We start from the raw sequence: 13,049 nt of genomic DNA, 5'->3' as shown, positions 1-13,049 counted from the left end.
AACGAACCAGCAAACCGAATACCGCTGCCGCACCCGCGACGGACGCCTCGAAGCCAGGGGCGTCCGGCCGCGTCGCGCCGCGGAAGCGCACCGACGTGCCGCCTGCGAAACCGAAGCCGCGAGCGGCCGGGACGCCTCACGTTGAGGAGAATGAGGGGCAGACGCCCCTCGAGCAGACGTCGCGCGCTGCAAAGGTCAGGGCGAAGGCGGCCGCCAGGTTGAAGGAGGACGCGGCGGCAATCGTCGATGACGCTGCGAAAGACGATGGGGCCGAAGCGTCGACCGAGGCCGAGCGCGGGAAGCGTCGGCGCGAGCGTGCGGAAGCGAAGCCGCGCAAAAAGCGCTGGCCGCTTGTTGTGGCCGGCTCGGTGCTGCTGGTCGTCCTGCTGATCGTGGGCGGGTTCTCGTGGGACCGTTGGCTGCGCTACGACGATGCAGCCGAGTTCCAGGGCGAATGGCAAACTCACGGCACCACGGCCGTCGTGGTCATCGACGGCGAAACTATCAAGCTGACCGAAGATGTGAGCTGGTCGTACAAGCTGGACACGGACGCGAAGACCATCTCGTACACGTTCGGGAACATGGAGGGCTCCGGCCGCTATCGTTTCTCGCTCGACCGCTCTCAGCTGGTGATTTCCGATGGAAGCGGGTACACATGGCTCTCTACGCTGGCGGACGACATCGCCTGGCAGTTCGACCAGCTCGTGCGCGCGATTCAGGGCCAGCCGCAGGAGGAACCTCCGTCGGGAGCTGGATACACGGTGCTCGACCGCCTGTCGCACGATGCGGAGGCTACGCCGCAGAGGGGCGAGCCGGTGGCGCCTGAGCCTGAGCCCGAGCCTGCGGCGGAACCCGAGCCGGAGGCTGCGCCCGAGCCCGACCCGGGCGATCGGCAGAAGCCGGAATCCGATTCCGCTTCTGGGCCGGAAGACGCCTCTGCAAGTGAAGCCGCAGACGAAGGCGGCAGCGCCTCCGACGCCGTCGACAAGAACGACGATGCTGCCGCATCCGGCACGCGCGGCGTGTTCGATGTGAGCGACCTGCCCGCGTGAGCGCGCAGGGCACAGCCCCGCTTGTCATCGAGCGGCTCACGGTGCGCGCCGACCGCGTGGTGTGCGACGTGGTTCTGGCGCCCGGCGTCCCGCGCCGCACGACGCCAGAGCTTGCGGCGCGCGTTCGCGCGGCCCATCCGCACGTGCCGCGCCATGCCTGCGTGAACGACGAGGGCGACACTTTCGCCGCCGTCATGGACCACACGTCGCTGCCGCATCTGTTGGAGCACCTGGTCATCGATTTTCAAACGCGGGCGGCCGTGCGCAGGGGCGACGGCGCGGAAGCCGGTTCGGCCGCCGCTTACGCCGATGCCGGCGCCGCTCTCGATGCCGTGTTCGTGGGCACCACCGAGTGGACGGACGAGGCGGCGGGCCGCGCGCGCATCGAGGTGAGCTTCCTCGACGATCTGGTCGCTTTGCGCGCTTTTCGCGATGCGATTGCCTTCCTCGGCGATGCGATGGTACGCTAGCCGCTCTTGTGTGGACGGCAGAAGGAGCATCATCATGAAGGTAGCAGTGTTGACGGGCGGCAGCTCGACCGAGCGCGAGTTATCCCTGGCCAGCGCCAAGAACGTGTGCGCAGCTCTTGAAGAGGCGGGCCATAGGAAGGTGCTGTTGGATGCTTCGTCCGACCTCGTTTCCGCCCTGCGCGTCGAGCGTCCCGACGTGTGCTTCAACGCCCTGCACGGCAAGCTCGGCGAGGACGGAACCGTCCAGAGCCTGCTCGAATTCGTGGGCGTGCCCTTCGTCGGATCGCCGTCCAGCGTGTGCCGGCGCGCTTGGGACAAATCCTCCCTCGGCTCCGAGATGGCGGCCTACCGCGCCATCACCGGCGATGAGCCGACGGCTTCCTGGCCGCAGGGCGTCTGCATCGCGCGCGAGGCGTTCGAGAGCATGGGCGCTGCGACGGCGTTTGACCTGGTGGAAGACCGCGTGATCGGCGGGTATCCCGTGGCGGTGAAGCCTGCGCACGGCGTTTCGGCTTCGGGCGTGCGCCGCGTTGATTCCGTCGACCAGCTGGGCGAAGCCGTGTCCGATGCGCTGTCGTTCGACGACGCCGTCATCATCGAGCAGTGGATCGACGGCGTTGAGGTAACCGTGCCGGTGCTGGGCTCCGGCTGGGATGCCTACGCGCTGCCGCCGGTGGAGATCGTGGCGAAGGAGGGCTTCTGCGATACGGTCGCCTGTCGCACGCCGGGCGCGGTCGAGCTGTTCGCACCTGTGCGCCCCGCCTCGTTGTCGAACGACGAGGCCGATGCCCAGGCCATCCGTGCCGAAATCGAGCGCGCCGCCTTGGAAGTGTGCCGTGCCTATCAGGTGCGCGACCTCGCCCGCGTTGATCTTGTCTGGGACGGAGCCCAGGCGCGCGTCCTGGAGGTGGACGTGTCGCCCTCCCTGGCCGAATCTTCGCCGTTCTCCCTCGCCTGCGAAGCCTCCGGTTTGTCGCTGTCCGGCGTCCTCAACGAACTGGTCAGCCAATATGCGCGGTAACCGCTTGCGGCGAGAGCGCAGTATGCGATTCACGGGTCGTAGGCCGGCGGCCCGTCTTCGCGTCTGTTCGGTCGGCAACGAAACAGCAACTGAATCATAGAGCGCTCATGTTTTCGCGCATGGGGCTGCGCGGATGCCCCTATAATGAACGAACAGGCAAACATCCCGAAGGAGGCCGTCATGGGCAACAAATTTGGAGCTTTTTTGGCTGGTGGGTTGGCCGGTGCGGTTGTCGCGCTGCTGTACGCCCCCCGGTCTGGTCAGGAAACGCGCGCTATGGTCACCGATAAGATGAGCGCGGCATGGGGCGAGGCGCAGGAGCTGGGCTCTCAGGCCGGCGCCAACATGCAGCACGCGTATCAGGATGCCGCGTCCAAGGGTCAGGAAGTCGTGCAGGACGTGGCCGCCAAGGGTCAAGAGCTGTACGGCCAGGCCACGCAGCGCGTGCAGGAAGCCGCCGACAACATCAAGCCGGCGTTCTCGCAGAAGAACGACGAGCTTCGCGACAAGATCGAAGCGGCGCGCCAGCGCATCGCCTCGCAGGTGGCCAAGAACGCCGAGCAGGCGCACGACGCGGTGAGCGACACCATTCCTGTCGCGGCCGACACGGCGCACGAGGCCGTCGACAAGGCCGAGGACAAGGCGCAGAGCGCGGCCGATGCCGTGAAGGACAAGGCCGAGGACGCTGCCGACAAGATCTCCGGCGACGACAAGTAGCATACGCATCTATCATGAAGCGGCGAGTTGGTCGACGTGGGCGCAAGCCCCGCCCCTCTCGCCGCTTCCTGACTGTCCGACAGGGCAACGGCGCTGGGGGGTTGCGGTTCCATCCGCGGCAAATGCGCAGGTTGTCGAGTGGAGAAGAAGGCCATGGCAAGCAAACTCATCACTACGCATGAGCTCACGGGCGTCCGCGTCGTGGGCGGCAAGAACGGTACGAAGCGCATCGGCAAGGTGCGCCGTTTCGTGTTCCACCCGAAAGAGAAGCGCTGCGTCGGCTTCATCGTGAAGCGCCCCGATCTGCTGTGGATGTTCCGCCGCAAGGACAAGTTCGTATCCATCGAGGGTTACGACATCGTGGACGGCCGCATCGCCATCCGCAACGTGCCCGAGGCCACGGACCGCGCCGCATGCAAGGCGCTGGGCGTCAACTGGGACGATTGCGTGCTGTGGGTGGGGCTGCCGGTCATGACCGAAGACGGTACTTCGCTGGGCATGGTGGGCAACGTCACCTTCAACCGCATCACCGGTATGGTGGACACGTTCGACACCGATTCGGGCGCCACCGCCAACGCACTGTTGGGCAAGCGCACTATTCCGGCCGACCTCGTCAAGGGGTTCCGCCGCGGAATGGGTGCCGCGCTGGCGCAGGTGGGCTCCGAGGGGCGCGAAACCGACGAAGTGGTGCTGGGTGCGATGCTGGTTGACGACGCCGCGAAGGACCTGGTTGCCGAGGGCGGCGTGGCCGAGAAGGCCGGCGCGGTCACGGCCGTCGCCGTCGACAAGGTGCACACCACGGTGGACAGGGCGAAGCCGGTGGTCAGCGAGGCCGCCAAGAAAACCGGCGAAGTGGTGAACAAGGGCGCGTACGCCACGGGCAAGCAGATCGCCGCCACGAAGGGGATGTTCTCCGGGTTCAAGGAGGAGTACGACAAGGCGCGCGGTGTCAAGCCCGGTTCCGACGACCAGGCTCTGGCCGTGACGGACGAGGCGGAAGACGAGGGCGTTTCCGCGCCTGCGAAGCCCGCGTCGACCGCGCCCAAGAAGAAGACGACCGCCAAGAAGCCCGCGCCCAAGAAGAACATGTTCGCGGCCTTCAAAGAGGAGTACGACAAGGCTCGCCACGATGACTGACAAGCTGAAGGACAAGCTGCACGAAAAAGCCGAGCAAGAGGTAGAGGTGCGCGGCCATAAGATGGAGAAGGCCGACATTTTCAAGTTAGTCGGGCTCATCGCGTTCTTCGCCATCATGGTGCTGATCGTGGTGATGCTATGGCCGTACTTCCACGAGTTGTTCGAGCCGGGCGGCCTCGACCGCATCATCAACGACGTGCGCGGCGCGGGTCCCGTGGGGTTCCTCATACTGCTGGGACTTCAGTTTCTGCAGATCGTCGTGGCGTTCATTCCCGGCGAGGTGGTGCAGATCGCGGCGGGCCTGCTGTACGGCCCCTGGATCGGCGCGCTGGTCATTCTGGCAGGGTGCGTCATTTCCAGCGCGTTCATCTTCGCGCTGGTGCGCAAGCTGGGGGCGCCGTTCGTGCAGAGCATGGTGCCCGTGCAGTACCTCGAAAAGTTCCGCAAGTTCGAGAAAACCGGCAAGCTGAACATCATCGTGTTCATCCTGTTTTTGATCCCGGGTCTGCCGAAAGACGTGTTCACGTACCTCGTGCCGCTCACGGACATGCGAATGCGCACATTTTTGCTGCTCTCCAACGTGGGGCGCATTCCGGGCATCGTGGTGTCCACCTACGCCGCCGACGGGCTGGCTGACGGACGCCTTATGGAAAGCGCGATCATCTTCGCGGTGGCGGCCGTCATCGCCGTGTTGGGCATCGTTTTTCGCGAGCGCATCATGAAAATGCTCGAGAAGCATTCGCATAAAGACAGCTAACGCGATCAGGCTTTTCTTCGGCCCATGCGCAAATCTTAAGAAATACTGAACGTCGTTGACGGTATTGTGACGAAACCTCCTTGGATGCGACGGCGCGCACTACTATGGCGGTACAGGACATCGACGCAATTTGTAGAATGAGAGGTGGGTCCATCATGGCCACCAACGAACCTTTGAATAGCGCAGCGGACGAGGTTGCCGCTGCTGAAGCGGAGCTCAAAGCCGCTCAGGAGAAACTGGAAGCCGCGAAGGCGAAGCTTGCCGCGACGACGTCCGACGATGCATGCGACGTTGAAAAGGAGACGGTTGCAGCCGTGGTCGTCGACGAAGCGACGGGCGAAGTGGAAGCCGTCGTGGTCGAGGATGTGGCGGTCGTCTCGTGCGATGCCGGGTCCGAGGATAAGGAAGAGGCGCCGAGCGACGCATCGACGGATGCGTCGACGGAGGATGCTTCCGAGGCTTCTGCGGCGGCTCCTTCTGCGGCTCCTGCCGAGCCCGCCAAGGCTGCCGAACCCGAGCCCGAGTGGGTTCCGTACTCGACGGCTCAGGCGATTCCGCCTACGGCTGCACCGCAGGCTACCCCGGCTCAGCCCCAGCCCCAGGCTCCGGCTGCCGCCTCTGCTTCCACCGCTTCTTACACGCAGCCTGCGGGTGCGCCTCCTGCTCCCGGCCAGCCTGCGTCAGGCTATTACGCTCCTCCCGGATACGGCGCGCCGCAGACACGGCCGCATGCCGGCCCCGGAGCCGTGCCTCCGCAGCAGCCGTACTACGGCTATCAGCAACCGTACTACCAGCAGCCGTACAGCCAGCCTATGGTCACGACGAAGGATCACGTGGCCGCCGGTTTGCTGGCCATCTTCCTGGGCGCGTTCGGCATCCACAAGTTCTACCTGGGCTACAACACCGCCGGTTTCATCATGCTGGCTGTCACCATCATCGGCGGCGTGCTGACGTTCTCGCTGGCATCATGGGTGATCTGGGTCATCGCCATCATCGAGGGCATCCTGTACCTCACGAAGTCCCAGACTGAATTCGAGCAGATCTACGTGCTGAACAAGCGCGAGTGGTTCTAGTTTGGTTCCGGCGGCCTCCCGGCCGCCGGAACTTGCCGACGCTGTGTCGCGAAGCAAGTCCCCGTAGAGGGCGGCCGCCACGGCCGCCCTCGCTGGCTCACTGCGCCAACCTGCGAGCGCGTGCTCGCGCTCCGCGCGAGGCGCAGGTCGCTTCGCTCCTGCGCGGCCAACCTGCGAGTCCGATATGCGCCCTTCGGGCGCATGGGCGGGTCGCTTCGCTCCCGCCCTGTTCGCGCTTCGCGCGACCGGATGTTTCACGTGAAACATCCGGGTTCTCGCTTCGCGCACTGTCCGTCGGGTGCCGCTTGTTCGCCGTTGCGCCTCCTCCGCCTACCGCCCGCCCGCGCTTCGCGCGAATCGGTGGCTCGTTCGCGGGGTTTTTCGGTGAAACGGCGCGTCCCGCCTCGCTTTTTCGCTAGAATGACCGTATCGATAAGGCTCTGAGCCTCATCCGTTGAGTTGGATCCTATAAGGAGGAAACCATGCCCAAAATCACTCGTGACCAGGTGAGGGTGCCGGCCGACGTCATGCCGGAATCCCGTGACGAGTACATCGAGAACTTCATGAAGGCGACGCGCGGAACGGGCCGTCTCATGCTGTTCGCGTGCGATCAGAAGATCGAGCACCTCAACAAGGACTTCTACGGCGAGGGCATCGACATCGCCGATGCCGAGCCGCAGCACCTCTTCGAGATCGGCCGCCAGGGCGTGTGCGGCGTGTTGGCGGGCCAGCGCGGGCTCATCGCGCAGTACGCCGCCGACTATCCCGAGATCAACTACCTCGTGAAGATGAACTCCAAGACCAACATCGTGGGCGGCAGCCAGGACGACCCCTATTCGCCGCAGCTCTACGATCTGGACGCCGTGCTGGCCATGCGCGAGGCGGGCGTGAACATCGTGGGCATCGGCTACACCATCTACCTGGGCAGCGAGTACGAGTCCACCATGATGGCCGAGGCCGGCGAGCTCATCGCCCAGGCCCACGCCAACGGCCTGCTGGTCGTGCTGTGGATCTACCCCCGCGGCAAGGCCGTCAAGGCCGAGAAGGATCCGGCGCTCATCGCGGGCGCGGCGGGCGTGGCCCTGTGCCTCGGCGCCGACTTCGTGAAGGTGAACCCGCCGAAGCCCGAGGACGGCTCTTCGCCGGCCGAGGCCCTCAAGGTCGCCACGATGGCGTCCGGCCGCACGGGCCTCGTGTGCGCCGGCGGCTCGACGGTGGACGCCGAGACGTTCCTCACGCAGCTGTACGACCAGATCCACACGGGCGGCGCCGTGGGCAACGCCACCGGCCGCAACATCCACCAGCGCTCGCTGGACGAGGCCGTCCGCCTGACGAAGGCCATCAGCGCCATCACGCTGGCCGACTACTCCGTGGAGGACGCCCTCGACGTCTTCAACGGCGACGAGGATTTCAAGCTGTAAGGTTGACGCGATCCGCGTAGCCGCGCAATCGCGCACCTCGGCGGGGCCGTCCGAAAGGGCGGCTCCGCTTTGCATGAAGGCGCCTGTATGCAGCAGGTCGTACCCGCCCCCCCCATGGGTAGTGCGCCGCGTTCCTCGTCCGACACCGCCCCCGTCTGCCGCGGGCGACGCTCCGCAGGCAGCGGAGCGCATCATCGGCCCAAAGACACGGAATTTCCGCGAAAACCGCGTCTTTGGGCCGATGATGCGTCTACCGAAGCTGTAACGCCCCCCGTCCATCGCCTCGCGTCCAATTCCGCTCCAGCCCCCAGCCGAAATGTTTCTCGTGAAACATTTGTACGTACCTATCTGGCGACAAACCTGCCTGCCATCCCGTCCCTCGGCCTCTTCTTCATGCAGCGCAACGGACTCGCGGTGGCGAAAAAACTTCGAATTCGGAAAGACTCATGCGATTCAGGTGCGCACAGGGCGCAGAAGCGTGAAAGCGACTTTCAGTGTCCAGGTGTTATGCGGGAAGCTGCCTTTCAACGTGTCCGCGGCTCACGGCGTAACTTCCGAATTCGATATCTTTTCGCCATGCGGAACGCCGTTGAATGCACGGGACGAGAGGGGGGATGCGACCCGTGCTTGAACGCCGAGCGCAGCCGCTCCCCGACCGGCCGACCATGTTGCAGGTTTGTTCTCTCTCTAATCTGGCGCGCGCCCTTCATTAATGATACTATTACAATAACATATAAGACCAAACGGCGAATGCAGTGAGGAGCGGGGCATGGAAGCGGTTATGGGCGTGGCGAACGCGATGGGCGACATGGTGGTCAACGAGCGGCTGACCGTCGACGGCGTGGACGTGCTGGTGGGCTATGCCAACGAAGGCGACCAGCACGTCACCGAAACGGAGATCCGCGCCTACCTCGAGCGCGGCGCGCTGAAGCATCCGAACAGCGCCGTTACCGGCCTCGCGCTGCTGGTGGACGGCGAGGACGTGGACATCCGCTACGAGCTGGCACCGGTGCCGTTCGATCGCATCCGTCGCATCACGGGGTATCTCGTGGGAACGATGGATCGCTGGAACGATGCGAAAACCTCCGAGGAATCCGACCGCGTCAAGCACGGCGTTTGTCGTGACGACCGCGCATTCGCGTGCGCGAACGGCTGTTAACGCTGCATTGTAAAATCTTCCGCGCGTTACCGGGCTGTGACCGCGAGGCCGCAGCCCGTTTCGTATACTGTATTCATGCCATCTGAGAAAACCACACCCGAATCAGAAAGTCGCTCATCGCGTGAAGGACGCGAGGTTTCCGAGGTTCGCGAACGCCGTCAAGCACCTGCGCAGCTTGACCGGGCGTCGCAGCGTGAAGGCTGCCGGCTGCCTGCCCGCCCCGACCGTACCCCGCACGACGAGGCGCCACCCGCCTGTCTGAGCGGCGATCCCACCTGTGCGCCCACCGAGCGCATCCTCGAGCCGGAAGTGCGCCGCCACCATCGGCGCAAGCGCAAGCTGCTCGAATTCACCCACTCGTCCACGCGCGCGACCATGCTCATGCTGGCCGCGGCCGTGGCGGCGCTCGTCATCGAGAACACGCCGGTGCTGCCGTACTTCGCCGAGTTCTGGCGCACGTTCGACATCGGCATCTCGCTGGGCGATTTCGCGCCGCACCTCTCGCTGGAGCACTTCATCAACGACTTCCTCATGGCCATTTTCTTCCTGCTGGTGGGCCTTGAGATCAAGTTCGAGATGACGGCGGGCGAGCTGAAGAACCCGCGCAAGGCGCTGCTGCCCATCCTGGGCGCGGCGGGCGGCGCCATCGTGCCTGCGCTCGTGTACACGGCGGTGAACGTCGGCAGCGGGTTCGAGCAGGGCTGGGGCGTTCCCATGGCGAACGATATCGCGTTCTGCCTGGGCATTCTCGCGCTGTTGGGAAGCCGCATCCCGGCGGGGCTGCGCTCGTTCCTCTCGACGCTCACCATCGCCGACGACATCATCGCCATCATGGTGATCGCCGTCTTCTACACCGCGAACCTCGACGTGGCGTGGCTGGCCGGGGGTTTGGGCCTGTTCGCCGTGCTCATCGTGTTCAACCGGCTGCACATCTACGATCTGCTGCCGTACCTCGTCGTGGGCCTGGGGATGTGGGCGTGCTTTCTCATGTCGGGCGTGCACGCCACCATCGCCGGCGTGCTGCTGGCGCTTGCCATCCCGGCGCGCTCGCAGGTGAAGCTCGACCGCGCTCCGAGCTGGTTCGCCGCCCGCGCCCGTCGCGCCGATGATCGCTACGACCCCGGCGAGCCCGACATCGTGCAGAAGGAGTACCTGTCCGAGGTGGCCGAGATCGGCCGCGTGTCGCGCTTGTCCATCCCGCCTATCACGCGCCTCGACCATCGCCTGCACATCCCCGTGTACTTCTTCATCCTGCCGCTGTTCGCGTTCTCGAACGCCAGCGTGGTGCTGACGGGCATGGATCCCTTGTCCATCGTCACGAACCCGGTGACCATCGGCGTGTTCTGCGGTCTGCTGTTCGGCAAGCCGCTGGGCATCTTCCTGGCCACGTGGCTCACCGTGAAGCTGAAGCTGTCCGATCTGCCGCAGGGCGTGAACTGGGGCCATATCGGAGGCGTGTCGGTTCTGGGCGGCGTGGGCTTCACCATGGCCATCTTCGTGACGAACCTCGCGTTCGTCGACCCGAACATGATCGCCATGGCGAAAGCGGCTATCCTGGCGGCATCGCTGATCGCCGGCATCGCGGGATTCTTCATCCTGCGCGCCGTGACCGACGAGGAAGATGAGGAGCCTATCCGTTGAGATGCCCTACGCTTCGCCTCCCGCTTTCGCGGCCGCCGCGGCCGGGGCGGGCAGCTCGGCGGTGCAGTGCGGGCAGCGGGTGGCGCCCTCGTTCACTTCCTCGAGGCAGAAGGGGCATTTCGGGGCATCCTGCTCTTCGATATGCTTGCCCCGGCGCGTCAGCATGCGCGCCCGGCTGAGGGCCTTCACGATGAGGAACACCACCAGCGCGATGATGAGGAACTGGATGACCGCGTTGATGAAGTTTCCGTAGGTGAACGCGGCCGCATCGGGCCCCGTGCCCAGGGGTATCTTCATGTCCGAGAAATCGATACCGCCCGTGACCAGCGAGATCAACGGCATGATGAGGTCGCTCACCACCGAGTTCACGATGGCCGTGAATGCCGTGCCGATGACCACCGCTACGGCCAGGTCCATGACGTTGCCCTGATTGATGAACTCCTTGAACTCCTCGAAGAACTTTTTCATAGTGTGCCTTTCTTGCGTGCTTGCGGGCGAGGATGCGTGCGTCCGCCGTCGGACAGGAATAGTGTAGAAGACGTCGTGCTAGAATGCGATGCGGGCGCGGAAATCGTTGACGATTCGGCGCGCCGGGAGCAAGGCGACGAAGGCGGGAGAGGCCACGATGACGAGAATCTTTTCATACACGCAACCGATCGAGGCCGACATCGTCGATGCGTATTGCGCGCTGCAGAAGGGTTTCACCGACCAGTTCGTCTACTATCGCAAAGACCGCCCCGTCCGCTTCATGGGCATGGGGCGCTGCATTGCGCTGCCTGCGCTCGACGGCATCGAATGCGAGCTCGAAGGCCCCGTCGGCCAGCAGCCCGTCTTCTTCTCGTTCAACCGTTTCGACGCCGAGAACCCGTCGCCGACCGACGAGCTGTTCGAGGCATTTCCCCGCTTGAAGTTCATGCTGCCCGAAGTGATCCTCGTCGAGGACGATCGCGGCGCGTATTTGCAGGTGAACTCGTTGAGCCCGGTCTATCCTGGCCGCATCGCGCGGTTCGCCCGCCAAGCCGCCGCTGCGCCGCGTCGCAACCGCCGTACCATCCCGTTCAAGCTGGAGCCCGACTCGCGTGACGCGTGGCGCGCGAACGTGGAAGCGGCGCTCGACGCCATCGGGCGGGGGCGCATCAGCAAGGTGGTGCTGTCGCGCCGCCAGCGCCTCGAGGCGCTGGAGCCGTTCTCGTCGAAGGACCTGTTGGTGAACCTCATCGACGGCTCGGCGCGCGGCACCGTGCTGCTGTACCGCTACGCCGACGTGTTCTTCTGCGGCTGCACGCCCGAGCTGCTGGTACGCAAGCGCGGCAACGAGGTGGAGAGCATGTGCCTGGCCGGCACGTGTCCCGCCGGCGCCACCGAGGAAGAGCGCGCGCGGTTGGCCGATGAGCTGATGGCCGACGCGAAGAACCGCGCCGAGCACGACTACGTGGTGCGGTTCATTCGAGAGGTGTTCAACCGCACATGCTACGACGTCGACGTGCCCGCCCAGCCGGGCATCCTGCCGCTCACCCACGTGCAGCACCTGTGCACGCCCGCCCGCGCGCGCATGTTGGAAGGCGTCGACCTGGGAACGATGAAGGACGATCTGCATCCCACGCCCGCCGTGGCGGGCACGCCGGTGGGCGAGGCGCAGATGCTGATCAGGAGCATCGAAGCGTACAACCGCGGGTTCTTCGCGGGCGCTTGCGGCTACGTGGACGGCGCGGGCGACGGCGAGTTCTCCGTGGCGCTGCGCACCGGCGTGTTCGACGGCGAGGTGGGCTGGGTGTACGCCGGCTGCGGCATCGTCGAGGGCAGCGTGGCCGACGACGAGTACGACGAAATCGGCATGAAGCTGAAGACGGTCCTGTCGGCGTTCGACGGGGAAGAGGTTCCGTCGGCTTGTCAGCCGACGGAACGAGTCGACGCTGCGGCTTCCCGCAGCACCCGATCTGTGGCCGCTGACGAAGACTCGCGTACCAAAGTATCCCCTGCGGGGACTTCCTGCGAGGCGCGCCACGCCCCCGCCATCGACCCCAGCTTGGGCACCGCGGAAACCCTCGCTGACGTTACGAACGACCGGCGACATACGAGTGACGGGGGTGCGCGATGAGGGCCGATCCTACAGCCAGCGCCCTGTTCCTGGGCGCGTTCTTCGACGAGCTGGAACGATGGGGCGTGCACGACGTGGTGGTCAGCCCCGGGTCGCGCTCGACGCCGCTGGCCATGACGGCCTACGAGCTGTCGCGCCGCTTCCCCGATCGTCTTCGGTTGTTCGTGGACGTGGACGAGCGCGGCGCCGCGTTCTTCGCATTGGGGCTGGCGAAGGCGAGTGGGCAACCGGCGGCCGTCATCTGCACATCCGGCACCGCGGTGGCGAACTACTACCCGGCCGTGTTGGAGGCCGAGTCGTCACGCGTGCCGCTCGTCGTGCTGACGGGCGACCGTCCGGCGCGACTGCAAGGCTTGGGCGCGCCGCAAACGTGCGACCAGTTGAACGCGTACGGCTCGCACGTGCGCGCGTTCCGCAACATGCCCGAGCCCGCTGCCGATGCGGCCGCCATCGCGTTCGCGCGCCAAGCTGCGCGCGGAGGCGTGCATCGCCGCAGGCGGGGA

The 13,049-nt window shown here is 65.5% G+C and carries 13 protein-coding genes; 12 read left to right on the top strand and 1 reads right to left on the bottom strand.

Annotated elements, in window-relative coordinates; genetic code table 11:
- Positions 1–218 precede the first annotated feature (218 nt).
- The 10 genes from HMPREF1023_RS06230 (at position 219) to nhaA (ending at position 10,448) form a co-directional block, all read left to right on the top strand.
- Entirely contained in the window at positions 219–1,052 is an 834-nt protein-coding gene (locus HMPREF1023_RS06230) for a hypothetical protein (RefSeq protein ID WP_009305345.1), read from the top strand.
- Positions 1,049–1,522 carry a hypothetical protein gene (locus HMPREF1023_RS06225; protein ID WP_009305344.1) on the top strand — a complete coding sequence of 158 codons (474 nt, stop codon included), beginning with the start codon at positions 1,049–1,051 and terminating at the stop codon, positions 1,520–1,522. The genes HMPREF1023_RS06230 and HMPREF1023_RS06225 overlap by 4 nt, the downstream gene beginning before the upstream one ends.
- A 34-nt stretch (positions 1,523–1,556) precedes the next feature.
- Positions 1,557–2,543 carry a D-alanine--D-alanine ligase gene (locus tag HMPREF1023_RS06220; RefSeq protein ID WP_009305343.1) on the top strand — a complete coding sequence of 329 codons (987 nt, stop codon included), beginning with the start codon at positions 1,557–1,559 and terminating at the stop codon, positions 2,541–2,543.
- Positions 2,544–2,723: 180 nt separating this feature from the next.
- The gene (locus HMPREF1023_RS06215) at positions 2,724–3,260 is read left to right on the top strand and encodes a YtxH domain-containing protein (protein ID WP_015761495.1); all 537 of its coding nucleotides are present in this window, start codon (positions 2,724–2,726) and stop codon (positions 3,258–3,260) included.
- Positions 3,261–3,413: 153 nt separating this feature from the next.
- Entirely contained in the window at positions 3,414–4,397 is a 984-nt protein-coding gene (locus HMPREF1023_RS06210; protein ID WP_009305341.1) for a PRC-barrel domain-containing protein, read from the top strand.
- Complete coding sequence (locus tag HMPREF1023_RS06205; RefSeq protein ID WP_009305340.1) at positions 4,390–5,154, top strand: TVP38/TMEM64 family protein; 765 nt, start codon at positions 4,390–4,392, stop codon at positions 5,152–5,154. Before HMPREF1023_RS06210 ends, HMPREF1023_RS06205 begins: the two co-directional genes overlap by 8 nt.
- A 155-nt stretch (positions 5,155–5,309) precedes the next feature.
- Complete coding sequence (locus tag HMPREF1023_RS06200; protein WP_009305339.1) at positions 5,310–6,227, top strand: TM2 domain-containing protein; 918 nt, start codon at positions 5,310–5,312, stop codon at positions 6,225–6,227.
- A gap of 482 nt (positions 6,228–6,709) precedes the next feature.
- Positions 6,710–7,648, top strand: coding sequence for an aldolase (locus HMPREF1023_RS06195; RefSeq protein ID WP_009305338.1), 939 nt, complete (start codon positions 6,710–6,712; stop codon positions 7,646–7,648).
- Between the two features lie 769 nt (positions 7,649–8,417).
- A complete protein-coding gene (gene nrdD, locus HMPREF1023_RS06190; RefSeq protein WP_009305337.1) occupies positions 8,418–8,807 on the top strand; it encodes an anaerobic ribonucleoside-triphosphate reductase in 390 nt (129 codons plus the stop codon).
- A 309-nt stretch (positions 8,808–9,116) separates the two neighbouring features.
- Positions 9,117–10,448, top strand: coding sequence for a Na+/H+ antiporter NhaA (gene nhaA / locus HMPREF1023_RS06185; RefSeq protein ID WP_232228695.1), 1,332 nt, complete (start codon positions 9,117–9,119; stop codon positions 10,446–10,448).
- A gap of 6 nt (positions 10,449–10,454) precedes the next feature.
- On the opposite strand, the gene mscL is transcribed toward nhaA, so the two are convergent.
- On the bottom strand, positions 10,455–10,916 hold the full coding sequence (mscL, locus tag HMPREF1023_RS06180) for a large conductance mechanosensitive channel protein MscL (RefSeq protein WP_009305335.1): 462 nt from the start codon (positions 10,914–10,916) through the stop codon (positions 10,455–10,457).
- A gap of 157 nt (positions 10,917–11,073) precedes the next feature.
- Here mscL and HMPREF1023_RS06175 point away from each other — a divergent pair, with 157 nt between their 5' ends.
- Both HMPREF1023_RS06175 and HMPREF1023_RS15915 read left to right on the top strand, forming a co-directional pair.
- Positions 11,074–12,546 carry an isochorismate synthase MenF gene (locus HMPREF1023_RS06175; protein ID WP_009305334.1) on the top strand — a complete coding sequence of 491 codons (1,473 nt, stop codon included), beginning with the start codon at positions 11,074–11,076 and terminating at the stop codon, positions 12,544–12,546.
- On the top strand, positions 12,543–13,049 hold a 507-nt coding region (locus HMPREF1023_RS15915), incomplete at its 3' end, for a thiamine pyrophosphate-binding protein (RefSeq protein WP_009305333.1). The genes HMPREF1023_RS06175 and HMPREF1023_RS15915, both read left to right, overlap by 4 nt.

Source organism: Eggerthella sp. 1_3_56FAA (assembly GCF_000185625.1).
GTDB classification, from domain to species: domain Bacteria; phylum Actinomycetota; class Coriobacteriia; order Coriobacteriales; family Eggerthellaceae; genus Eggerthella; species Eggerthella lenta.
The sequence above is the reverse complement of the archived record's forward strand: the minus strand, read 5'-3'. Positions and strand labels throughout refer to the sequence as shown.